At 61.2% G+C, this 21,804-nt stretch carries 20 protein-coding genes and 4 tRNA genes; 12 read left to right on the top strand and 12 right to left on the bottom strand.

All coding sequences use genetic code 11. The features are described 5' to 3' along the window. Nucleotides 1-104 precede the first annotated feature (104 nt). Genes ACMGG8_RS12715 through ACMGG8_RS12695 form a run of 5 tightly spaced genes read left to right on the top strand, consistent with a single transcriptional unit; the run spans nt 105 to nt 4,220 of the window. On the top strand, nt 105-911 hold the full coding sequence (locus ACMGG8_RS12715) for an alkaline phosphatase family protein (RefSeq protein ID WP_414159656.1): 807 nt from the start codon (nt 105-107) through the stop codon (nt 909-911). Next, the gene (locus ACMGG8_RS12710) at nt 908-1,753 is read left to right on the top strand and encodes an ABC transporter permease (protein WP_060840509.1); all 846 of its coding nucleotides are present in this window, start codon (nt 908-910) and stop codon (nt 1,751-1,753) included. Before ACMGG8_RS12715 ends, ACMGG8_RS12710 begins: the two co-directional genes overlap by 4 nt. Then, entirely contained in the window at nt 1,740-2,540 is an 801-nt protein-coding gene (locus ACMGG8_RS12705; RefSeq protein WP_060840510.1) for an ABC transporter permease, read from the top strand. The genes ACMGG8_RS12710 and ACMGG8_RS12705 overlap by 14 nt, the downstream gene beginning before the upstream one ends. Then, entirely contained in the window at nt 2,537-3,526 is a 990-nt protein-coding gene (locus ACMGG8_RS12700; RefSeq protein ID WP_060840511.1) for an ABC transporter ATP-binding protein, read from the top strand. The genes ACMGG8_RS12705 and ACMGG8_RS12700 overlap by 4 nt, the downstream gene beginning before the upstream one ends. Before the next feature lie 40 nt (nt 3,527-3,566). Then, nucleotides 3,567-4,220, top strand: coding sequence for an HAD family hydrolase (locus ACMGG8_RS12695; RefSeq protein ID WP_414159655.1), 654 nt, complete (start codon nt 3,567-3,569; stop codon nt 4,218-4,220). Nucleotides 4,221-4,325: 105 nt separating this feature from the next. Here the strand turns inward: ACMGG8_RS12695 and ACMGG8_RS12690 are convergent, their stop codons facing one another. Further along, entirely contained in the window at nt 4,326-5,288 is a 963-nt protein-coding gene (locus ACMGG8_RS12690; RefSeq protein WP_414159654.1) for an NAD(P)H-quinone oxidoreductase, read from the bottom strand. Between the two features lie 138 nt (nt 5,289-5,426). On the opposite strand from ACMGG8_RS12690, the gene ACMGG8_RS12685 reads away from it, so the two are divergent. Both ACMGG8_RS12685 and ACMGG8_RS12680 read left to right on the top strand, forming a co-directional pair. Next, nucleotides 5,427-7,511, top strand: a complete 2,085-nt coding sequence (locus tag ACMGG8_RS12685; protein ID WP_414159653.1) for a carboxy terminal-processing peptidase — start codon at nt 5,427-5,429, stop codon at nt 7,509-7,511. Between the two features lie 134 nt (nt 7,512-7,645). Next, complete coding sequence (locus ACMGG8_RS12680) at nt 7,646-9,472, top strand: bifunctional diguanylate cyclase/phosphodiesterase (protein ID WP_414159652.1); 1,827 nt, start codon at nt 7,646-7,648, stop codon at nt 9,470-9,472. Here ACMGG8_RS12680 and ACMGG8_RS12675 read toward each other — a convergent pair. The 5 genes from ACMGG8_RS12675 to ACMGG8_RS12655 form a co-directional block, all read right to left on the bottom strand. Next, entirely contained in the window at nt 9,423-9,839 is a 417-nt protein-coding gene (locus ACMGG8_RS12675; protein WP_414159651.1) for a sel1 repeat family protein, read from the bottom strand. The genes ACMGG8_RS12680 and ACMGG8_RS12675 overlap by 50 nt on opposite strands. After that, the gene (locus ACMGG8_RS12670; protein ID WP_003179080.1) at nt 9,840-10,211 is read right to left on the bottom strand and encodes a hypothetical protein; all 372 of its coding nucleotides are present in this window, start codon (nt 10,209-10,211) and stop codon (nt 9,840-9,842) included. Continuing rightward, entirely contained in the window at nt 10,208-10,549 is a 342-nt protein-coding gene (locus tag ACMGG8_RS12665) for a helix-turn-helix domain-containing protein (RefSeq protein WP_060845168.1), read from the bottom strand. Before ACMGG8_RS12665 ends, ACMGG8_RS12670 begins: the two co-directional genes overlap by 4 nt. Nucleotides 10,550-10,663: 114 nt before the next feature. Next, nucleotides 10,664-11,119 (bottom strand): YkvA family protein, encoded by a 456-nt coding sequence (locus tag ACMGG8_RS12660; protein WP_414159650.1) that lies wholly within the window; start codon nt 11,117-11,119, stop codon nt 10,664-10,666. Between the two features lie 291 nt (nt 11,120-11,410). Further along, complete coding sequence (locus tag ACMGG8_RS12655; RefSeq protein WP_016963891.1) at nt 11,411-12,124, bottom strand: FKBP-type peptidyl-prolyl cis-trans isomerase; 714 nt, start codon at nt 12,122-12,124, stop codon at nt 11,411-11,413. Nucleotides 12,125-12,393: 269 nt separating this feature from the next. On the opposite strand from ACMGG8_RS12655, the gene ACMGG8_RS12650 reads away from it, so the two are divergent. Together ACMGG8_RS12650 and ACMGG8_RS12645 are read left to right on the top strand one after the other, a co-directional pair. Then, nucleotides 12,394-14,202, top strand: coding sequence for a di-heme-cytochrome C peroxidase (locus ACMGG8_RS12650; protein WP_060844338.1), 1,809 nt, complete (start codon nt 12,394-12,396; stop codon nt 14,200-14,202). Continuing rightward, nucleotides 14,199-15,368, top strand: a complete 1,170-nt coding sequence (locus tag ACMGG8_RS12645) for a catalase family protein (RefSeq protein ID WP_414159649.1) — start codon at nt 14,199-14,201, stop codon at nt 15,366-15,368. The genes ACMGG8_RS12650 and ACMGG8_RS12645 overlap by 4 nt, the downstream gene beginning before the upstream one ends. 139 nt (nt 15,369-15,507) lie before the next feature. Here ACMGG8_RS12645 and ACMGG8_RS12640 read toward each other — a convergent pair. From ACMGG8_RS12640 to ACMGG8_RS12625, 4 genes are all read right to left on the bottom strand, one after another. Beyond that, nucleotides 15,508-15,584 (bottom strand) — tRNA-Asp (locus ACMGG8_RS12640). Nucleotides 15,585-15,603: 19 nt separating this feature from the next. Beyond that, nucleotides 15,604-15,679 (bottom strand) — tRNA-Val (locus tag ACMGG8_RS12635). 187 nt (nt 15,680-15,866) lie between these two features. Further along, nucleotides 15,867-15,943, bottom strand: a tRNA-Asp gene (locus tag ACMGG8_RS12630). Nucleotides 15,944-15,962: 19 nt separating this feature from the next. Continuing rightward, a tRNA-Val gene (locus ACMGG8_RS12625) sits at nt 15,963-16,038 on the bottom strand. 160 nt (nt 16,039-16,198) lie between these two features. Here ACMGG8_RS12625 and rdgC point away from each other — a divergent pair. The 3 genes from rdgC to sugE all read left to right on the top strand — a co-directional run bounded on the left by rdgC (nt 16,199) and on the right by sugE (nt 18,596). Then, on the top strand, nt 16,199-17,119 hold the full coding sequence (rdgC, locus tag ACMGG8_RS12620; protein ID WP_016967448.1) for a recombination-associated protein RdgC: 921 nt from the start codon (nt 16,199-16,201) through the stop codon (nt 17,117-17,119). 75 nt (nt 17,120-17,194) lie between these two features. Then, a complete protein-coding gene (locus ACMGG8_RS12615) occupies nt 17,195-18,160 on the top strand; it encodes a bile acid:sodium symporter family protein (protein WP_060844340.1) in 966 nt (321 codons plus the stop codon). A 118-nt stretch (nt 18,161-18,278) separates the two neighbouring features. After that, nucleotides 18,279-18,596 carry a quaternary ammonium compound efflux SMR transporter SugE gene (gene sugE / locus ACMGG8_RS12610; protein ID WP_016967450.1) on the top strand — a complete coding sequence of 106 codons (318 nt, stop codon included), beginning with the start codon at nt 18,279-18,281 and terminating at the stop codon, nt 18,594-18,596. 62 nt (nt 18,597-18,658) lie between these two features. On the opposite strand, the gene ACMGG8_RS12605 is transcribed toward sugE, so the two are convergent. Continuing rightward, nucleotides 18,659-20,533, bottom strand: coding sequence for an MFS transporter (locus tag ACMGG8_RS12605; RefSeq protein ID WP_060844341.1), 1,875 nt, complete (start codon nt 20,531-20,533; stop codon nt 18,659-18,661). Between the two features lie 83 nt (nt 20,534-20,616). Continuing rightward, entirely contained in the window at nt 20,617-21,768 is a 1,152-nt protein-coding gene (locus ACMGG8_RS12600; protein ID WP_060840522.1) for a TDT family transporter, read from the bottom strand. Nucleotides 21,769-21,804: the final 36 nt, after the last annotated feature.

The raw sequence follows: 21,804 nt of genomic DNA, 5'->3' as shown, positions 1-21,804 counted from the left end.
CGCAGGCCTGCACGAATGTGCAGACGCCTTCGCCGGCATACGCGGTGCCGTGCGGCCGCTTCTACAGGTTCCATGCGCCGCCTGATCCCGGAGTTTCCCCGTTCATGAAGCACAACGTCATTCTTGTGGTGCTCGACGGCCTCAACCACGAAGTGGCCCGACACGCCATGGGCCACCTGCAAGCCTACGTCGGCGCAGGCCGCGCCGCCCTGTACAAGTTGCAATGCGAGTTGCCGGCCCTGTCCCGGCCCCTGTACGAATGCATCCTCACCGGTGTCGCCCCCATCGACAGCGGCATCGTGCACAACCAGGTCTCGCGCCTGTCCACTCAGCGCAGCCTGTTCCACTATGCCCGCGAGGCCGGCCTGATCACCGCCGCGGCGGCTTACCATTGGGTCAGCGAGCTCTACAACCGCAGCCCGTTCAACGCCCCCCGTGACCGCCATACCGCCAACCCGGAACTGCCGATCCAGTACGGCCACTTCTACTGGAGCGATCACTACCCCGATTCCCACCTGTTCGCCGATGCGGAGCACCTGCGCCTGCGCCATCAGCCGAACCTGCTCCTGGTGCACCCGATGAACATCGACGATGCCGGGCACAAGTACGGCCTGGACAGCGCCCAGTACCGCAACAGCGCGCGCTCGGCGGACATCATCCTCGCCGACTATCTGCAAGGCTGGCTCGAGGCCGGCTATCAGGTGCTGGTGACGGCCGACCACGGCATGAACAACGACCGCTCGCACAACGGCCTGCTGGCCGAGGAGCGGGAAGTCCCGCTGTTCGTGCTCGGCGATGCCTTCAGCCTCGACCCCAACGCCACGCCCAAACAAACCGAGCTGTGCGGCACCGTCTGCCAACTGCTGGGCGTGCCCCATGACAAACCTTTCTGCCGGGAGCTGTTGCAGTGAATTCAGTGACCCGCGGCAAATGGCTGGCGGCGCTGTGCCTGGTGCCCTTTGCCCTGTTCTTCATCGTGTTCCAGATCGCCCCACTGGCATGGGTGCTGATCAACAGCCTGCAGTCGGAAGAGTTCGGCTGGGGCCTGGCCAACTTCAGCAAGATCTTCAGTTCGAAGTTCTATCTGCAGGCCATCCAGTACAGCCTGGAGATCAGTTTCTGGTCCAGCGTGTTCGGCATCATCATCGCCGTGCTGGGCAGCTACTCGCTGCGCCGGGTGGACTCCAGGCTGCGCAACTTCGTCAACGCCTTCGCCAACATGACCAGCAACTTCGCCGGTGTGCCCCTGGCCTTTGCCTTCATCATCCTCCTGGGTTTCAACGGCACCATCACCATCATGCTCAAGCAGTCGGGGATCATTCAGGACTTCAACCTGTACTCCAAGACCGGGCTGATCATCCTCTACACCTACTTCCAGATTCCCCTGGGCGTGCTGCTGCTCTACCCGGCCTTCGACGCCCTGCGGGAAGACTGGCGCGAATCCGCCGCGCTGCTGGGGGCCAGCGGCTGGCAGTTCTGGCGGCATATCGGCCTGCCGGTGCTGACCCCGGCATTGCTCGGCACCTTCGTCATCCTCCTGGCCAACGCCCTGGGCGCCTACGCCACGGTCTATGCCCTGACCACCGGCAACTTCAACGTGCTGCCGATCCGCATCGCCGCCATGGTTTCGGGGGACATCTCCCTGGATCCGAACATGGCCAGCGCCCTGGCCGTGGTGCTGGTAGCGCTGATGACCCTGGTGACCATCGTCCATCAGCTGCTGTTGAAGAGGAGCTACCATGTCTCGCGCTGAACCCGGCTCCGCCGCGCTCTACCACCGGGTGGTGGTCTACTTGCTGTTCGCCATCCTGCTGCTGCCGCTGCTGGGGACCTTTGTCTACTCCATCGCCAGCAGTTGGTCGGCCACCATCCTGCCCAGCGGCTTGACCTTCAAGTGGTACCTGCAACTGTGGAGTGACCCGCGCTTTCTCAACGCCTTCGGCCAGTCGCTGCTGGTCTGCGTCGGCGCGCTGGTGCTGTCGGTGGTCTTGATCCTGCCGCTGCTGTTCGTGGTGCACTACCACTTTCCCAAGCTCGATGCGCTGATGAACATCCTGATCCTGCTGCCCTTCGCGGTGCCGCCGGTGGTGTCCTCGGTGGGCCTGCTGCAGCTCTATGGTTCGGGGCCCTTGGCCATGGTCGGCACGCCCTGGATCCTGATCGGCTGCTACTTCACCGTGGCGCTGCCGTTCATGTACCGGGCCATCACCAACAACCTGCAGGCGATCAACCTGCGGGACCTGATGGACGCCGCCCAACTGCTCGGCGCCAGCACCTGGCAGGCGGCCTTCCTGGTGGTCCTGCCGAACCTGCGCAAGGGCCTGATGGTGGCGCTGCTGCTGTCGTTCTCGTTCCTGTTCGGCGAGTTCGTGTTCGCCAACATCCTGGTGGGCACCCGCTATGAAACCCTGCAGGTCTACCTGAACAACATGCGCAACAGCAGCGGCCACTTCACCAGCGCCCTGGTGATTTCCTACTTCTTCTTTGTGCTGGTTCTGACCTGGGCCGCCAACATCTTGAACAAGGACAAAAGCCAATGAGCTTCGTCAGCGTCCAACACCTGCAAAAGAACTACGCCGGCACCACGGTGTTCAGCGACATCAATTGCGAAATCCGCAAGGGCGAGTTCGTCACCCTGCTGGGCCCGTCCGGCTGCGGCAAATCCACGCTGCTGCGCTGCATCGCCGGGCTGACCCCGGTGGACGGCGGCAAGATCCTCCTCGACGGCCAGGACATCGTGCCCCTGAGCCCGCAGAAACGCGGGATCGGCATGGTGTTCCAGAGCTACGCGCTGTTTCCCAACATGACGGTGGAACAGAACGTGGCCTTTGGCCTGCGCATGCAGAAGGTCAACGCCGACGACAGCCACAAGCGTGTGCAGGAAGCCCTGCAACTGGTGGAGCTCAACGACTACGCCAGCCGCTACCCGCATCAACTGTCCGGCGGCCAGTGCCAGCGCGTGGCCCTGGCCCGCTCCCTGGTGACCCGCCCGCGCCTGCTGTTGCTGGACGAACCGCTGTCGGCCCTGGATGCGCGGATCCGCAAGCACCTGCGTGAACAGATCCGCAACATCCAGCGGGAGTTGGGACTGACGACCATCTTCGTCACCCACGACCAGGAAGAAGCGCTGACCCTGTCCGACCGGATCTTCCTGATGAACCAGGGCAAGATCGTCCAGAGCGGCGACGCCGAAACCCTCTACACCGCACCGGTGGATGCCTTCGCCGCGGGCTTTATCGGCAACTACAACCTGCTGTCCGCCGAGAGCGCCAGCAAGTTGTTGCAACGGCCGGTCAACGGGCGCATCGCCATTCGCCCGGAAGCCATCGAACTGCGCAAGGAAGGGCAACTCGATGCCCTGGTACGCAGTCACAGCCTGCTGGGCAACGTGATCCGCTATCGGATCGAAGCCCGTGGCGTGGAACTGGTGGTGGATGTACTCAATCGTTCGGCCGATGACCTTCATGCAGACGGCCAGCGTCTGGCATTGACCATCGATCCGGCAGCCCTGTGTGAGGTAGCCTGATGGCATTCACGCAATTGATCCTGAAGAGAGAGCGGCACTGATGGCCTTGGCAATTTTTGATCTGGACGAAACCCTGATTCACGGCGACTGCGCCACCCTCTGGAGCGAACAGATGGGCCGCCTGGGCTGGGTCGACAGCGAATCGTTCATGCGCCGCAACCATGAACTGATGGACGCCTACAGCCATGGCAAGCTGGCCATGGAAGAGTTCATGGACTTCAGCCTGGAGCCCATGACCGGACGCACGCCGCAAGAAGTCGCACACCTGGTCGAGCCCTGGGTCGAAGAGGTGATCGAACCGATCATCTTCAGCGATGCCTGCAAGGCCATTGCCGCCCATCGCCAGGCCGGCGACCGGATCCTGGTGATCTCGGCCTCGGGCACCCATCTGGTGAAGCCGATAGCGGCCCGCCTAGGCATCGGCGAAGTGCTGGGCATCGAGCTGGAAGTGCAGCATGGGGTCTACAGTGGCCGCACCGTTGGCACCCTGACTTACCGCGAAGGCAAGATCACCCGTCTGCTGGAATGGCTGGATGCCGAGGAAGAAAACCTGGAAGGCGCGACCTTCTACTCCGACTCGCGCAACGACCTGCCGTTGCTGCTGCGAGTGGATCATCCGCAAGTGGTGAACCCGGACCCGGTATTGCGTGAGCACGCCGAGAAGGCCGGCTGGCTGATCCATCACTGGAAGTGACCCACCCCCAAGATCCTCGAAGCAGGCTCGTGCAGGAGCTGGCGGCCAGCCAGCAGCCTGTCAGGCCTGACGCCCCCTTCGTCGGCAGGCCTGCTTCTACAGGGTTCAGATCAAGCTGGAGTCGATCACCAGCACCAGCTTGCCCGACACCTTGTTGGTCGCCAGTTCGGCGAAGGCGGCTTCAGCGTCCTGAATCGGGAAGGTCTTGGCCAACTGCGGGCTCAGACGCCCTTCGGTGAACAGCGGCCAGACATTTTGCCCGAGGTCGCTCAGTAGGTCAGCCTTGAACTGCTCGTTGCGGCTGCGCAGAGTCGAGCCCAGCAACTGGATGCGCTTGGCCAGAACCTGGGCCAGGTCCAATTGCGCTTCGCGCCCTCCCATCAAGCCAATCAACACCCAACGCCCATCCACGGCCAGCAACTTGATGTTGTCGGCCGCGTAATTGGCGCCTACCGGATCAAGGACGACATCGAATGGGCCGAAGTCCCGCAGCGCCTCCAGGCCATCGGTGCGTACCACACCGCCCTGGGCACCCAGGCTTTCGCAATAGGCCAGGCGATCGGGGGAGCCGACACTGACCCAACACGGATTGCCGAACGCCTTGCACAATTGAATGGCGGCCGAACCGACACCACTGGCCCCGGCGTGCAACAGCACCTTCTCTCCGGGCTTGAGCGTCGCCAGTTGGAACAGATTGAGCCAGGCGGTGGCGTAGACCTCGGGCAGTGCCGCCGCCTCGACCAGGGACAGCCCCTCAGGCACCGGCAGCACATGGCGCGCATCCACCACCACTTCCTCGGCCATGCCGCCACCGGCGAGCAGCGCGCACACCCGATCGCCGATCTGCCAGGACGAACCCGGGCCGACTTCGCTGATAATCCCGGAGCACTCCAGCCCCAGGATCGGGCTGGCTCCTGGCGGCGGCGGATAAAGTCCGGCTCGCTGCAGCAGATCGGCACGATTGAGCCCCGCAGCCGCCACACGAATGCGAACTTGCCCTACATCACAGGCCGGACTTGGTTCTTCAACCCACTCCACATGACCTTCAACGCCTTGCAATGCTTTCACAGTGCCTCCATAGTGAGTCTGGACTGAGCCCGGAGCGGTAGCACCGGGCTTTTTGCATTATGCGACCGGCCCTTATGGAACCGGCGACTTCAAAGACGGCCTAATATGCGTTATCAATTGCCCCCGCGTCGAATCAGCATGAAGCATTTGTTCCCCAGCACCGCCCTCGCCCTTTTCATTGGTTTCGGCTTACTGCCGATGTCGACCAATACGTTCGCAGCCAATAGCTGGGACAACCTTCAGCCCGATCGCGATGAGGTAATTGCCAGCCTCAATGTTGTAGAACTGCTCAAACGCCACCATTACAGCAAACCGCCGCTGGACGATGCGCGCTCGGTGATCATCTATGACAGCTACCTGAAGCTGCTGGATCCGTCGCGCAGCTACTTTCTGGCCAGCGACATTGCGGAATTCGACAAATGGAAAACCCAGTTTGACGACTTCCTCAAGAGCGGCGACCTGAACGCCGGGTTCACCATCTACAAGCGTTATCTGGACCGGGTCAAAGCGCGTCTGGACTTCGCCCTCGCGGAACTCAACAAAGGCGTCGACAAGATCGACTTCAACGCCAAGGAAACCTTGCTGATCGACCGCAAGGACGCGCCATGGCTCAAGACCACCGCAGAACTCGACGACCTGTGGCGCAAACGCGTCAAGGACGAAGTGCTGCGGATGAAGATCGCCGGCAAGGATCCCAAGCAGATCCAGGAAACCCTGACCAAGCGCTACAAGAACCAACTGGCGCGCCTGGACCAGACCCGAGCCGAAGATATCTTCCAGGCCTACATCAACACCTTCGCCATGTCCTACGATCCGCACACCAATTATCTGTCGCCGGATAACGCGGAAAACTTCGACATCAACATGAGCCTGTCGCTGGAAGGCATCGGCGCCGTATTGCAGAGCGACAACGACCAGGTCAAGGTCGTGCGCCTGGTGCCGGCAGGCCCGGCGGACAAGACCAAGCAAGTAGCGCCTGCGGACAAGATCATCGGCGTTGCCCAGGGCAACAAGGAAATGGTCGACGTGGTGGGCTGGCGCCTGGACGAAGTGGTCAAGCTGATCCGCGGCCCGAAAGGTACCCTGGTGCGCCTGGAAGTGATCCCGGCAAGCAACGCGCCAAATGATCAGACCAGCAAGATCGTGCCCATCACCCGTGAAGCGGTGAAGCTCGAAGACCAGGCAGTGAAGAAGTCGATCCTCAACCTCAAGCAGGACGGCAAGGACTACAAGCTCGGGGTGATCGAGATCCCGGCCTTCTACCTGGACTTCAAGGCCTTCCGCGCCGGTGATCCGGACTACAAGAGCACCACCCGCGACGTGAAGAAACTGCTGACCGAGTTGCAGAAAGACAAGGTCGACGGCGTCGTCATCGACCTGCGCAACAACGGCGGCGGCTCTCTCCAGGAAGCCACCGAACTGACCAGCCTGTTTATCGACAAGGGCCCGACCGTCCTGGTACGCAACGCCGATGGCCGTGTTGATGTGCTCGAAGACGAAAACCCCGGCGCCTTCTACAAAGGGCCGATGGCGCTGTTGGTCAACCGCCTCTCGGCTTCGGCTTCGGAAATTTTCGCCGGCGCCATGCAGGACTACCACCGCGCACTGATCATCGGTGGCCAGACCTTCGGTAAAGGCACGGTGCAGACCATTCAGCCACTGAACCACGGCGAGCTGAAGCTGACCCTGGCCAAGTTCTACCGGGTTTCCGGACAGAGCACCCAACATCAGGGCGTGCTGCCGGATATCGGCTACCCATCGATCATCGACACCAAGGAAATCGGCGAAAGCGCCCTGCCTGAAGCCATGCCTTGGGACACCATTCGCCCGGCCATCAAGCCCGCCATGGATCCGTTCAAGCCGTTCCTGGCCCAGCTCAAGGCCGAACACGAAAACCGTTCGGCGAAAGATCCGGAGTTCGTGTTCATCCGCGACAAACTGGCCCTGGCACAGAAACTGATGGCGGAAAAGACCGTCAGCCTCAACGAAGCCGAGCGTCGCGCACAACATGCCGACATCGAAGCCAAACAACTGGCCCTGGAAAACGCTCGTCGCAAGGCCAAGGGCGAAGAGCCGCTCAAAGAGCTGAAGAAAGAGGACGAAGACGCGCTGGCCGCTGCCGAGCCGGACAAGACCAAGCCGGAAGATGACGCCTACCTGAGTGAAACCGGGCGCATCCTGCTGGACTATCTGAAGCTCAACACCTCGGTGGCCAAGCACTGAAGATGATGGCAATTTAATTCGATCGCTCCCCGGATCGTCATTAAACAGTCATCATTCTGTCGTGAAATAAAGGACCGGGCGCCGCTCTTGAACTGGAGCGGCGCCCGGTCCTTTTTTCATCGACAGAGATCGCCATGACCACGACCGAACAGCTGAGTGCATTGAGTTCAATCCTGGCTCAAAGCGGTTTGCACAGCCTGTTCCAACCGATCATCAGCCTTTCCGAGCGGCGCATCCTGGGTTACGAAGCCTTGAGTCGCGGCCCCTCCAACAGCCCCCTGCACTCCCCTGTCGCCCTGTTTGCGGTGGCACGCCAGGCCGGCCGCCTGAGCGAACTGGAGATCGCCTGCCGCCACAGCGCCTGCAAACGCTTCAGCGAGCAGCAACTGCCCGGCAAACTGTTTCTCAACGTCTCCCCCGAATCCCTGCTGGAAGCGGCCCACCAGCCCGGGCGCACCCTGCAACTGCTGCAGGACTTCGGCATCCCGCCGAGTCAGGTGGTGATCGAACTCACCGAACAGACGCCCATCGACGACTTTCAGCTGCTGCAGAATGCTCTGCATCACTACCGCGACATGGGATTTTCCATCGCCCTGGACGACCTCGGCGCCGGCTATTCAAGCCTGCGCCTGTGGTCCGAGTTGCGACCGGATTATGTGAAGATCGATCGACACTTTATCGATGGCATTCATCAGGACGCGCTCAAACGCGAGTTCGTCGGTTCGATCCTGCAGATCGCCAAGGCTTCCCGCGCCCAGGTCATCGCCGAAGGCATCGAGATGTTCGAGGAGCTGGCGGTGCTCACGGAAATGGGGGTCGATCTGGTCCAGGGCTACTTGCTGTGCCGGCCGCAGGAGCAGCCGCCCCGTGATGCGCGGACGATGATGCCCAAACACGACAACCCCAGCGTGGCGCTCAACGACGAAGGCAGCGATCTCAGCGCCTTGCTCAACGAGCAGCCGGCGGTTGCCCGCAATACGCCCACGGCCAACGTCCTGGAAGCCTTTCGCCGGCAAGCCAACCTCAATTCCCTGGCGGTTCTTGACGAGCAGGGCCAGCCCTGCGGGATCGTTCATCGACATTCACTCTCGGACGCCCTGCTCAAACCCTTCGCCACCGACCTGTTTGCCCGCAAACCCATCAGTCGCCTGATGAACGATGATTTCCTCGCCGTCGAACTCAGCCAATCCCTGCAGCAGGTCAGTCGCCTGATCACCAGTCGCGCACGACAACGCATCGAGGAAGACTTCATCATCACCCTCAACGGCCAGTACCTGGGACTGGGGCGGGTCATAGACGTACTCAAGCTGATCACCGAGCTGAAAATCCAGCAGGCTCGCTACGCCAACCCCTTGACCCTGCTGCCGGGCAACGTCCCCATCCAGCAGTGCCTGACGCGCTTGCTGCAGCAGGGACGGGAATCGGTGATCTGCTATGTGGATATCGACAGCTTCAAGCCCTTCAACGATATCTACGGTTACGGCCGTGGCGATGAGGTGCTGCTGTGCCTGGCTCAATGCCTGAATGATCGGGTCGATCCCAGCCGCGACTTCGTCGGGCATATCGGCGGCGATGACTTCTTGCTGGTGCTGGGGCCGGAAGACTGGCGCAGGCGCCTGAATCAGCTGCTGGACGACTTCCACAGTCAGTGTCGGCGCTTCTATCGCAGCGAACACCTGGAAGCCGGCTGTTTTGTCGCGCCCAACCGCCAGGGCGTGCGCCAGGAATTTCCCCTGCTATCGCTGTCTATCGGCGTGGTGCACCTGTATTCGGAGGCCTGTGGACAACTGGACTCCAGTCAGCTGGCAGAACTGGCCTCCCAGGCCAAGCATCACGCCAAGAACGTCCATGGCTACAGCATCCATGTGATCGACAGCCTGGATGCTGCAGCCAGCCTGGGAACGCACTCCCTCAATGAGCCGCTGCGGGATCAGCCGATTGATCGAGCTGCATCAGTTTGAGCTCCGCAAGAGGATGACCGGCCTGCGCCGAGAGCCGCCACCAACGGGCGGCCTCGACCGCATCGGGCGCCTTGCTGGGCGAGCCGGCCAGACTGATCACACCGAGCTGATAGGCCGCTTTGCCGTCACCCGCCAATGCCGCCAGGCGCAACAGGCGCTGACCTTCCTCACGCGCACCCAGCCCTTGTCCGCGAAAGGTCAGGATATGCCCATAGAAACTCTGCGCAGCGACGTTACCCAGATTGGCCATGCGCGCGAACTGCCCTTCCATCCAACGCCAGATACGGGGTTGACGGATAAACCAGGGCCAATGAAACAAGCGGCGCGCCAGCCAATAACCGAGACGCGCCTTGAGTGGCAGGAACATTCAAGCCTCCGCTGATTCGGGGTATTCGTACTCGAACACACGCACCACCTCCGAGGCGTGCCATGAAGCGGCAGCCACCCCGTCGGAAGGCCCGGAAAAACGTCCCAGGCGCTCGACACACTCGAAGAATCCGGTCCGCGGCAAACGACTGGCGCCCTGGCTGATCACCAATGAGCTGCGCAGCGGCTGTTCGGCCCGGGCATCCAGGGCCGCCAGGTGCTCCAGAGCGGCCGTCAAGGTCTGCATCGCCGGACTGGGCAGTTGCAATCGCTCCAGCAGCGCACGATAGGTTAAAAGGTGACGTTGACGACGGGCTTGATCCAGCTCACCCAACAGCCCATCCCAGTGCTGACGACTGATCCTTACACTCACGATTGCTCCCTCCACCCCGGCACCGTCAATTCCCAGGCCAGGCTGCGGCGAATCGCAGCGTCAGGGTGACGCTCGCCACTTTCAATCAGGGCCAGGTAAGACGGACTGATACCTACTTTGCGGGCCAGCGCCTCGATGGCGATGCCCTTCCCTTCGCGCAGATTGCGTAATTGATCCAGGCCCGGAAGACTCTGGGCCGGTGGCGCTGCCTGAGACGTAGCGCCAGCATGCGATAGTGGTTCGGTGAGGCCTGCGGCTGTCAATAAAGCTTGATACTGAGCCCACGGCAGAACCGCGTATTCGGGCTCGCCATCGCGTTCAATAATCTGAATATCCATTACTACCCCGTAGGACAACGACACTTATCGAGTCGGACTTTTCCTTTGAAGTGTAATCCTAACAGCGGCTGCGGTCGCGGGGAGCATGATTGTTGAACCTGCGAGTCAATCGACTCAATTTTGCCGTGGCCCCTCCAACCGCAGCTGTTCCGGTGTATCCGGCAGACGTTCGACTACCGCCAGCTTTTCCGGCCGCTGCCGGCCACGCCAGGCGCGGAAGGCGCTGAGCTCGTCATCCAGGGTCTTCATCAGCCAGGCCAGCACGGCAATGTCGTCGAGCATGCCGAACACCGGGATGAAATCGGGAATCGCATCCACCGGACTGAGGAAATACATCAGCCCCGCCACCACCGACAACAAGGACTTGGAGCTGATTGCCCGATATTCGCCTCGCCAGTAAGCCAGGCATAACGCCTGGAGCAGGCGCAGGTCCTCTTTGACCTTGCCCAAGCGCCCTCCCTGAATCGCCCCCTTGCTGGCGACAGCGAACAATAGCGTCGGCAAACGACCGCGGCTCAGCAACCGGCCCGCCAAAGGCAGGAAGCGAGCAAAGTTCCAGGGTGTTTTCATCATCACTCCCACTGAAATGTTATCCACACAAATTGTGGATAACCTTGTGAACAGAGCTATTTTTCACGGCTGAAAGCCCCGTCTCACAAGGGCTGAGCTCAGATCGGGCGTTTTTTACTCACATAAAAAAACCCATAATTTCATTGACTTGGCAGCCCTCAACGACTACCCGCAGCCGACAACCCGTTCTGACCACCGGCGAGGCCGCAGGTTCGGATTAATTGCCAGATGAGCCTTGCAGAAACGACAACGCCCCGTAAAACGGGGCGTTGCTTCAGGCGCAAAGACAGGTTACTTGGCGGCGTCCTGCTTGGCTGGATCCTTGATCCCCAGCAGTTCCAACTCGAATACCAGCACCGAGTTGGCCGGGATCGACGGGCTTGGGCTCTGCGCGCCATAAGCCAGATCGCTTGGGATGTACAACTTGTACTTCTCACCTACGTGCATCAGTTGCAGGCCTTCAACCCAACCAGGGATCACGCCGCTGACCGGCAGATCGATCGGGCTGCCACGCTCAACCGAGCTGTCGAACACGGTGCCGTTGGTCAGGGTACCGGTGTAGTGAACGGTGACCACGTCAGTCGGCTTTGGCTGAGCGCCATCGGCCTTCTTCAACACTTCGTACTGCAGGCCGGAAGCGGTGGTGGTCACGCCGGCCTTCTTGCCGTTTTCTTCGAGGAATTTCTTGCCGGCAGCCGCCGACTCTTCGCTCATCTTGGCCATACGCTCTTCAGCACGCTTTTGCAGCGCGGCAAAGGCTTCGACCAGTTCTTCGTCTTTCAGCTTCTGTTCTTTCTTGCCGACGGCATCTTCGATGCCCTGGGCTACGGCTTTGGAATCCAGGTCATCCATGCCTTCCTGAGCCAGGCTCTTGCCCATGTTCAGGCCGATACCGTAGGAAGCTTTTTGCGCCGGGGTTTTCAGCTCTACGCTGGTCTGCGAATCACAACCCGCAAGTACCAGGCTAACCAGGGCCACCGCCGCCGCCAACCGATGCTGTTTCATGCTATTTCCTTGTTCATGCGCCTAAAGGGCAATCGAATAAAGCCGCGAGCTTATCAGGCGACCACGACCAATGGCTACCGGCGTAAGAGTAGTAAATGTCTGATAAGTTCACGTCTTTAAACACGTTTTTGTGCTGTGGAGAACGCCCCGCCCAGGCGGCTGAATGAGGCGCTGGAACGAGCGCGAATAACCATAGCGCAAGTAATGGCTACTTGCCGCGTCAATGACGCTCAGGCATAAGGAAGGCAAATTCGACAAGGACGTACATCTTGCGCCTCATCTACCGTGTATTACTGATAATCGCCGTACTGATCGGCACAGTCCTGGCCGTGGTCCTGTACTACATCGCCAACCCCAAGCTGGCGGAATATGTCCCCGTCGAGCAGGTGCACTACCTGGATCAATGGGATGCAGCAGACCGCCAGACCTACTATTTCACCCCCCAAGGCACCCAGGTCAAAGGCCTGCGCTATGAATGGTTTGTTGCCCTGGAACTGCCCTTCTCCGAACAGTCCTTTGCCGCTCCCGAGTACCTGGCACGCTTCGGCTTTCTGGTGGAGCCCGGACAGAAAGCCACAGCGCAGAATCCCGGCAACCTTCCGGTAGGCTTCGCGCGCCACCAAAACCCCGGCAGCCCGGAACAATACCTGGACATCACCTGCGCGGCCTGTCACACCGGCGAACTGCGCTTCAACCATCAGGCCCTGCGCATCGACGGAGGCTCGGCGCAACACGTACTGCCTTCAAGCGTGCCGACCCTGCGCGGCGGCAGCTTCGGCCAGGCGCTGGTGGCCAGCCTTACCGCCACCTACTACAACCCCTGGAAGTTCGAGCGTTTCGCTCGCAAAGTCCTGGGCGACAACTACGAGGCGCAGCACCCGCAACTGCGCAAAGACTTCAAGCGCTCACTGGACAACTTCCTGCAAGTGGCCTGGAACGACACCCACCGCGGCCTTTATCCCACCGAGGAAGGGCCGGGCCGTACCGACGCATTCGGGCGCATCGCCAACGCCAGTTTCGGCGACGCGATTTCCCCAGAGAACTACCGCATCGCCAACGCCCCCGTGGACTATCCGCAACTGTGGGATATCTGGACATTCGACTGGGTACAGTGGAACGGCTCGGCGCAGCAACCCATGGCGCGCAATATCGGCGAAGCCCTAGGCGTCGGCGCGACCCTGAACCTGTTCGACGCCAACGGCCAGCCGCTCACTGGCGAATCACGCTATCCATCCAGCGTGCGGGTTCGTGACCTCAACCTCATCGAAGAAACCTTGCAGCGCCTCAAGCCCCCTGCCTGGCCGGAAACACTGCTGGGCGCCGTCGACAAGCCCCTGGCGGCCAAGGGTCGTGAGCTGTTCGCCCAGCATTGCGCTGGCTGCCATCAGCCGTCGGTGAGCGAGTCCAACGGCCGACCGGTTCAACAGCTGAAAATGCTCCCGGTTTCCGTGATTGGCACCGACCCGAACTCCGCCAGCAATATCGCCGACCTGCGCTATGACCTCAGCGCCCTGCAGTGGGATACCGCCGAGCTGGCAAAATCCAATGTCGAGCTGCACCCGACGCCCACCGAACCGCTGGACCTGCGTCAACTCTCGGCAGCCAAGGGCCTGGCCTACATCACCGCTTTCGTTGAAGAACGCGCCTACCGTGACGCCAAGGTCAGCCCCGAGGAGCGCCCACGACTGGACGGCTACGGCCTGCCAATCGGGGTACGCGAGCTGCGCGCCTACAAGGCCCGCCCGCTGGCCGGGGTCTGGGCAACCCCGCCCTACCTGCACAACGGCTCGGTGCCCAACCTGTATCAACTGCTGTCTCCGCAATCGGAGCGCTCGACGACCTTCTATCGCGGCACCTTCGAGTACGACCCCAAACACCTGGGCTATCGTCCGGAAGCCTTCAAGAACGGTTTTGAATTCGACACCCGCATCAGCGGCAACCACAACAGCGGTCACGAGTTCCGCGCCGGCCAGCGAGGCAACGGGGTTATCGGCCCGCTGCTGCAGCCGGAGGAGCGCTGGGCATTGCTGGAATACCTGAAAGTGCTGGGCGGACCGCTGGAGTCACAACTGCCATGAAACTCGATCTCGCAAGAAAACGACCGTCGCTGCTGGCCAGGCTGTGGCTGCGCCTTGGCGCATTGCTGGGCAGGACGCTGCTACTGCTGCTGGTCATCGGCCTCCTGGCCTGGGCGCTGTCCAGCGCCTGGTTCGCCTGGCAGCACCGCGGTCCGGTGGCGGTACAAGAGCAGATTCCCGCCGATGAGGCCGCGCGCACCCAGGACATCATCCAGACTGCCGTGCGCATCGTCGACCAGCACCGCGAGGGCACCCGCTACCTGCGCGATGCCCATGCCAAGGCCCATGGCTGCGTAAAAGCCGAGGTCCAGGTCCTCAAGGACCTGAGTCCGGAGCTACGCCAGGGCGTGTTCGCCAATCCTGGCCAGACCTGGCAAGCAACGGTGCGCTTGTCCAATGGCAATGCCTATCCGCAGTTCGACAGCATTCGCGACGCCCGCGGCATGGCAATCAAACTGTTGGAGGTGCCAGGGCAACAGTTGATCCCTGCGGAATCGGGGCGACGCGAGCAGGACTTCGTGATGTTCAACCATCCGAACTTCTTCGTCAGCGATGTGGCCGAGTATCAGCAGAACATCGCGGCGCAGGCGGACGGCAAGAAAGTCGGCGCCTTCTTTCCTGGCTGGGATCCTCGCCGTTGGCAGATCCGCCACCTGTTCATTGCCCTGGCCACGCTGTCACCGGCACCGGCCAGCCCGACCCAGAGCACTTACTTCTCGGTTTCGCCCTACAAGTTCGGCAATGCCAACGCCAAGTTCCGGGTCATGCCGGACCCTGACAGTTGCCCGGCCTACAGCCTGCCGGCACAGAATCAGGACCTGCCCAACTTCCTGCGCAGCGCCCTGACCCAGCAACTTTCCACCGATCGGGTTCCGGCCTGCTTCGTCCTGCAGATCCAGCGTCAGAACCCGAGCCGGTTCATGCCGATCGAAGACACCAGCATCGAATGGAAGGAAAGCGACGCCCCCTTTGAAACCGTGGCTCGCTTGACCATTCCTGCCCAGGACTTCGACACGCCAGCGCAGAACCTGGCCTGCGACAACCAATCCTTCAACCCCTGGTTCGGCATCGAAGCCCATCGCCCCATTGGCGGTATCAACCGCTTGCGCAAGGCGGTGTACGAAGCGGTCAGCGACTATCGGCATAGCCGAAACGCCGAGCAGTAAGCCATAAACGAGAAAAGCGGCCCAAGGGCCGCTTTTTTTCGCACAGGATCTGCACCAAACCAAATCCCGGACAGCAAAAAGCCCGCATTAGCGGGCTTTCTGTGGTGACTTGGCGTTCAGTGTTCCAAGTTACCGAATATGGCGCAGCGGACGGGACTCGAACCCGCGACCCCCGGCGTGACAGGCCGGTATTCTAACCGACTGAACTACCGCTGCGCGTAGCGTTGAAAGTAAGTGGTGGGTGATGACGGGATCGAACCGCCGACATTCTGCTTGTAAGGCAGACGCTCTCCCAGCTGAGCTAATCACCCTTTACCTTCGTTGCGGGGCGCATTATGCCACAGAAATTCTTAAAGTGTTGATTTAATTGATAAATTTATCAAAAAAATCTGAATTCCAATGATTTGCCGCGCTACCCGCCAACTCTTTACAGCAAAAAGCCCGCGTTAGCGGGCTTTCTGTGGTGACCTGGCGTTCAGTGTTCCAGGTTACCGAATATGGCGCAGCGGACGGGACTCGAACCCGCGACCCCCGGCGTGACAGGCCGGTATTCTAACCGACTGAACTACCGCTGCGCGTAACACTGAATGCGAATGGTGGGTGATGACGGGATCGAACCGCCGACATTCTGCTTGTAAGGCAGACGCTCTCCCAGCTGAGCTAATCACCCTTCACGTTCGGTGTGGCGCGCATTCTACGGAGCAGCCCGTACTCTGGCAAGCACTTTTTATAATAATTTTTTCAGGCCTTCCAAAGGCTTAGCGAAGGGTTGGCCTGAGCAGCAGCGAAGAGAATAATGCCCTCCTTTGTATAAAGGAGAGATTCACCCCATGTGGTTCAAAAACCTGCTGATCTATCGCCTGACCCAAGATCTGCCTTTTGATGCTGAGGCGCTGGAAACTGCACTGGCGACCAAACTGGCGCGCCCCTGTGCAAGCCAGGAGTTGACCACTTACGGTTTCGTCGCCCCTTTCGGCAAAGGTGAAGATGCCCCGCTGGTTCACGTCAGCCAGGACTTCATGCTGGTGGCCGCGCGCAAGGAAGAACGCATCCTGCCTGGCAGCGTGGTGCGCGACGCGGTGAAGGAAAAGGTCGAAGAGATCGAAGCCGAACAGATGCGCAAGGTCTACAAGAAGGAGCGCGACCAAATCAAGGATGAAATCATCCAGGCGTTCCTGCCCCGTGCCTTTATCCGTCGCTCTTCGACTTTCGCCGCCATCGCCCCGAAACAGGGTCTGATCCTGGTCAACTCGGCCAGCCCGAAGCGCGCCGAAGACCTGCTCTCCACCCTGCGTGAAGTCCTCGGCACCCTGCCAGTACGTCCGCTGACCGTGAAGATCGCCCCGAGCGCAATCATGACCGACTGGGTCAAGACACAGAAAGCCGCCGACGACTTCTTCGTGCTCGACGAATGCGAGCTGCGCGACACCCACGAGGACGGCGGCATTGTGCGTTGCAAGCGCCAGGACCTGACCGGCGAGGAAATCCAGCTGCACCTGAGCACCGGCAAGGTGGTCACTCAACTGTCCCTGGCTTGGCAGGACAAGCTGTCCTTCATGCTCGACGACAAGATGGTGGTCAAGCGCCTGAAGTTCGAAGACCTGCTGCAGGACCAGGCGGAACAGGACGGTGGCGATGAAGCCCTCGGCCAGCAGGACGCCAGCTTCACCCTGATGATGCTGACCTTCGGCGACTTCCTGCCGGCGCTGTTCGAAGCCCTGGGCGGCGAGGAGATTCCGCAAGGCATCTGACGCCTTGTCCGGATAGCCGCTCCGCACCAGACGCCACCGCCTTCGGTGGCGTTTTCACATAACAAGGAACAGGTCATGCGCGCACTGGCTGCACTCAGCCGCTTTGTCGGCAACACCTTCGCTTACTGGGTACTGATCTTCGCCGTCCTGGCATTCTTCCAACCCGGCTGGTTCATCGGCCTCAAGGGCGCCATCGTGCCGCTACTGGGCCTGGTGATGTTCGGCATGGGCCTGACCCTGAAACTCGAAGACTTCGCCGAAGTGGCGCGTCATCCCTGGCGGGTGGCCCTGGGAGTCGTGGCGCATTTCGTGATCATGCCGGGCGTGGCCTGGGTGCTTTGCCAGGCATTTCACCTGCCGCCGGAAATCGCCGTCGGAGTGATTCTCGTCGGCTGCTGCCCAAGCGGCACCTCCTCCAACGTCATGACCTGGCTGGCCCGGGGCGACCTGGCGCTGTCGGTAGCGATTGCCGCGGTGACCACCCTGCTCGCCCCGCTGCTGACCCCGGCGCTGATCTGGTTGCTGGCCTCGGCCTGGCTACCGGTGTCGTTCATGGAGCTGTTCTGGTCGATCCTGCAGGTGGTGCTGCTGCCGATCGTGCTCGGCGTGCTGGCCCAACGCCTGTTGGGCCAGCGGGTGCAGCACGCGGTGGAGGTGTTGCCGCTGGTGTCGGTGGTCAGCATCGTCATCATCGTCACCGCCGTGGTGGCGGCCAGCCAAGCGAAAATCGCCGAATCCGGACTGCTGATCATGGCCGTGGTGATGCTGCACAACAGCTTCGGCTACGTGCTGGGCTACTTCACCGGCCGGGTCTTCAAACTGCCCCTGGCCCAGCGCAAATCCCTGGCGCTGGAGGTCGGCATGCAGAACTCCGGCCTGGGGGCAGCCCTGGCCAGCGCCCATTTTTCGCCCCTGGCGGCGGTGCCCAGCGCCTTGTTCAGCGTCTGGCACAATATTTCCGGGGCGCTGCTCTCTACCTACTTCCGCCGCATGAATGACGAAAGCGAGCAAAAACTGGAAACAAAACAGCTCAGCGACTGAGCGGAAAAACTGATCGCCCAAACAAAACTGGGCAGTATACTGCGCAACGCGAGGACGACCTCGCCACTCGATCGAGTGATTCATTCTGGGGACGACCCCATCCACCGATGAGGTCAGCATGTCCTGGATCATTTTGTTGTTTGCCGGTTTATTCGAAGTAGGCTGGGCCGTCGGCCTGAAGTACACCGACGGTTTCAGCCGTCCGTTGCCCACCGCCCTGACCATCCTCGCCATGGCCATCAGCCTGGGCCTGCTCGGCCTGGCCATGAAGGAGCTGCCCCTGGGCACCGCCTACGCCATCTGGACCGGAGTGGGTGCCATCGGCACGGTTATCGCCGGGATCATCCTGTTCGGCGAATCCATGGCCCTGGTACGCCTGGCCAGCGTGGCGCTGATCATCGCCGGCCTGGTGGGCTTGAAAGTCAGCGCCAGCTGACCGCCACCCCGCAGACATGAAAACGCCCGCAGCATTGCGGGCGTTTTTGTATCCGGCAGAAACTAGCGCCGCGGGCCGCGCAACTGCGCCACCAGGGTCTGCAAGTACGCCGGCTCCGCCGTTTCCACCGCCACTGCCGGCCCGGCCACCAGGGTCACTCGCGACCAGATGCGATGAAAGAAGCCCTTGCTCGGATCGCGGCTGAAGAAACTGCCCCACAAGCCTTGCAGGGCCATGGGAATCACCGGCACCGGGGTTTCTTCGAGAATCCGCGTCAGCCCGCCCTTGAACTCATTGATCTCGCCATCGGCCGTCAGCTTGCCCTCGGGGAAAATGCACACCAGTTCACCATCGCGCAGGTACTGGGCAATCCGCTTGAAGGCCTTTTCGTAGATCTCCAGGTCCTCATGCCGTGCAGCGATAGGAATGGTCCCGGCGGTGCGGAAGATAAAGTTCAGCACGGGCAGGTTGTAGATCTTGTAATACATCACGAAGCGAATCGGCCGACGTACAGCGCCGCCAATCAACAAGGCATCGACGAACGACACGTGGTTGCACACCAGCAACGCCGCCCCTTCATCGGGGATCTGCTCCAGGTTGCGATGCTCGACACGGTACATGGAATGGCTGAGCAGCCAGATCATGAAGCGCATGCTGAATTCCGGCACCACTTTGAAGATGTAGACGTTGACCGCGATATTGAGCAGCGACACCACCAGGAACAGATGAGGAATGGTCAGCTCGACCATGCTCAGCATGACGATGGAAACCAGCGCCGAAACCACCATGAACAACGCATTGAGAATGTTGTTGGCGGCGATCACCCGAGCCCGTTCGTTCTCCGGAGTGCGTGACTGGATCAGCGCATACAGCGGCACTATATAGAAGCCACCGAAGACCCCCAGGCCCAGCACGTCGAACAGCACCCACCAGGCGTGGGCAAAGCCCAGGATTTCGAGCCAGCCATGTCCGCTGGCGCTCTGCGGAATTCCGCCGGAATGCCACCACAGCAACAGACCGAACACCGTCAGGCCAAATGAGCCGAACGGCACCAGGCCGATCTCGACCTTGCGCCCCGAGAGCTTCTCGCACAGCATCGAACCCACCGCGATACCCACCGAGAACACGGTGAGAATCAGGGTCACCACCGTCTCGTCACCGTGCATCCACTCCTTGGCATAGGCCGGAATCTGGGTCAGATAGATCGCCCCGACAAACCAGAACCAGGAATTGCCGACAATGGAGCGCGACACAGCCGGAGTCTGCCCCAGGCCCAGGCGCAAGGTGGCCCAGGACTGGCTGAAGATGTTCCAGTTCAAGCGCATGTCCGGGGTCGCAGCGGCCGCCCGGGGAATGGCCCGGCTGGCCAGGTAGCCCAGCACCGCGACACCGATCATGGCGCTGGAGACAATCGGCGCGTAATGCGCCGAGGACATCATGATCCCGGCGCCAATGGTGCCTGCCAGGATCGCCAGAAATGTGCCCATTTCCACCAGGCCGTTGCCGCCAACCAGTTCCTCTTCGTGCAGGGCCTGGGGCAGGATCGAGTACTTCACCGGCCCGAACAGCGCCGAGTGAGTCCCCATGGCGAACAGCGCCACCAGCATCAGCGACAGGTGATCGAAGGCGAACCCCACCGCCCCCACCACCATGATCGCGATCTCCCCCAGCTTGATCAGGCGGATCAACGCGTCCTTGGCGAACTTCTCGCCAAACTGCCCGGCCAGGGCAGAAAACAGAAAGAACGGCAGGATGAACAGCAAGGCACAGAGGTTGACCCAGATAGAGCGATCCCCCTCGATGCTCAGCTTGTAGAGAATGGCCAGAATCAACGACTGCTTGAAGATGTTGTCGTTGAACGCGCCGAGGGATTGCGTGATGAAAAACGGCAGGAACCGCCGCTTGCGGAGCAAGGTGAACTGCGAAGGGTGACTCATCGTCCATGTCCCTGAGTGGCGTGGATACTGTTATTGGAATGTCGAATATCGATCCAGGCCACAACCTTACCTATCTTTGGCGATTATTTCCCCAAGCCCGCAATGCACGGCGAAACAAACAACTCTCCCTTATAGGCGCCCTGCAGCGTGCGCTTGGCCACGATCAGCCACATCACCGCCAATGCCGCCACCAGCACCGCGCCAAACAGACTGAAGAAGCCCAGGTGCAAGGTGCTGCCCAGCTTCAGGGTCGCCAGCGAATACACCCCCAGCGGGAAGGTAAAGCCCCACCAGCCGAGGTTGAAGGGAATGCCCTCACGCAGGTAACGGCGGGTGATCAGCACGGCCATCAACATCCACCACAGGCCAAAACCCCAAAGGGTCAGGCCCGCCACCAGCCCCAGGCCGGCGGCAATCTCACCGACGCCTGGCAGGCCATTGGCAGCAAAGATCGCCGGCGCGTCGCCGCCCAGCACCAGCATGCCCAACGCGCCGGTGCCGATCGGCCCCAGGGCCAGCCAGCTGGAGGCGGCCATGCTTTCGTGGGGCAATTTGTGCAAGGCCATGCGCAGTAGCAGGATGGTCAGGATGCTGAAGGCCACCGGCAGCGAGAAAGCCCACAACACGTAACTGGTACTGAGCACTACCCACTGGGCATGGGCATCCGCCAGATGCGGCGCCAGCAAGCCACCGCTGGCCGCTGCCACTTCGGCCGCCACCACCGGCAGCAACCAGACGGCGGTCATCTGATCGATGCTGTGCTCCTGCCGAGTGAACATCATGTAGGGGATCAACACCCCGCAAGCCAGGGACATGGCCACATCCAGCCACCACAACACTTGCGCCAGATGCACCGCCGCCTCACCCCAGCGTGGAATGCCGAACAGCAGCAAGCCGTTGATGAGGGTTGCCAGCCCCATGGGAATGGTGCCGAAAAACATCGATACCGTTGAGTGAGCAAAGATCCGCCGCGCCTCATCGAAGAACAGCACCCAGCGCGCGGTGTACATCGCGGTAAAGAGCAAGAACAGGACGATGGTCAACCACCAGAAGCCTTCGGCCACCTGATGCAGGCCCGGCACCGGGGCCGGCCATTGGGCCAGCGCCAGGGCCAGAACTCCGGTGCCCATGGTGGCGGCGAACCAGTTGGGAGTGAACTGACGAATGGCTTCGCGCGGGTGTTGCAGATGACTCAAGGGCCGGCGGCCGGTTTTGATGCTGTGGGTGCATGGCATGGCGTGTCTCCTGTCCTCTGATGAGGTGGAGCCCAT

The organism is Pseudomonas sp. BNK-45, from assembly GCF_047456255.1.
Lineage (GTDB): Bacteria > Pseudomonadota > Gammaproteobacteria > Pseudomonadales > Pseudomonadaceae > Aquipseudomonas.
The sequence above is the reverse complement of the archived record's forward strand: the minus strand, read 5'-3'. Positions and strand labels throughout refer to the sequence as shown.

What these genes read in the sequence shown, in the direction of transcription:
- ACMGG8_RS12645 (WP_414159649.1), top strand. Translation starts at nt 14,199, where the DNA reads ATGAAACTCGATCTCGCAAGAAAACGACCGTCGCTGCTGGCCAGGCTG.
- ACMGG8_RS12715 (WP_414159656.1), top strand. Translation starts at nt 105, where the DNA reads ATGAAGCACAACGTCATTCTTGTGGTGCTCGACGGCCTCAACCACGAA.
- ACMGG8_RS12660 (WP_414159650.1), bottom strand. Translation starts at nt 11,119, where the DNA reads ATGAAAACACCCTGGAACTTTGCTCGCTTCCTGCCTTTGGCGGGCCGG.
- ACMGG8_RS12665 (WP_060845168.1), bottom strand. Translation starts at nt 10,549, where the DNA reads ATGGATATTCAGATTATTGAACGCGATGGCGAGCCCGAATACGCGGTT.
- ACMGG8_RS12655 (WP_016963891.1), bottom strand. Translation starts at nt 12,124, where the DNA reads ATGAAACAGCATCGGTTGGCGGCGGCGGTGGCCCTGGTTAGCCTGGTA.
- ACMGG8_RS12705 (WP_060840510.1), top strand. Translation starts at nt 1,740, where the DNA reads ATGTCTCGCGCTGAACCCGGCTCCGCCGCGCTCTACCACCGGGTGGTG.
- ACMGG8_RS12695 (WP_414159655.1), top strand. Translation starts at nt 3,567, where the DNA reads ATGGCCTTGGCAATTTTTGATCTGGACGAAACCCTGATTCACGGCGAC.
- rdgC (WP_016967448.1), top strand. Translation starts at nt 16,199, where the DNA reads ATGTGGTTCAAAAACCTGCTGATCTATCGCCTGACCCAAGATCTGCCT.
- ACMGG8_RS12600 (WP_060840522.1), bottom strand. Translation starts at nt 21,768, where the DNA reads ATGCCATGCACCCACAGCATCAAAACCGGCCGCCGGCCCTTGAGTCAT.
- ACMGG8_RS12700 (WP_060840511.1), top strand. Translation starts at nt 2,537, where the DNA reads ATGAGCTTCGTCAGCGTCCAACACCTGCAAAAGAACTACGCCGGCACC.
- ACMGG8_RS12605 (WP_060844341.1), bottom strand. Translation starts at nt 20,533, where the DNA reads ATGAGTCACCCTTCGCAGTTCACCTTGCTCCGCAAGCGGCGGTTCCTG.
- ACMGG8_RS12675 (WP_414159651.1), bottom strand. Translation starts at nt 9,839, where the DNA reads ATGTTCCTGCCACTCAAGGCGCGTCTCGGTTATTGGCTGGCGCGCCGC.
- sugE (WP_016967450.1), top strand. Translation starts at nt 18,279, where the DNA reads ATGTCCTGGATCATTTTGTTGTTTGCCGGTTTATTCGAAGTAGGCTGG.
- ACMGG8_RS12615 (WP_060844340.1), top strand. Translation starts at nt 17,195, where the DNA reads ATGCGCGCACTGGCTGCACTCAGCCGCTTTGTCGGCAACACCTTCGCT.
- ACMGG8_RS12680 (WP_414159652.1), top strand. Translation starts at nt 7,646, where the DNA reads ATGACCACGACCGAACAGCTGAGTGCATTGAGTTCAATCCTGGCTCAA.
- ACMGG8_RS12685 (WP_414159653.1), top strand. Translation starts at nt 5,427, where the DNA reads ATGAAGCATTTGTTCCCCAGCACCGCCCTCGCCCTTTTCATTGGTTTC.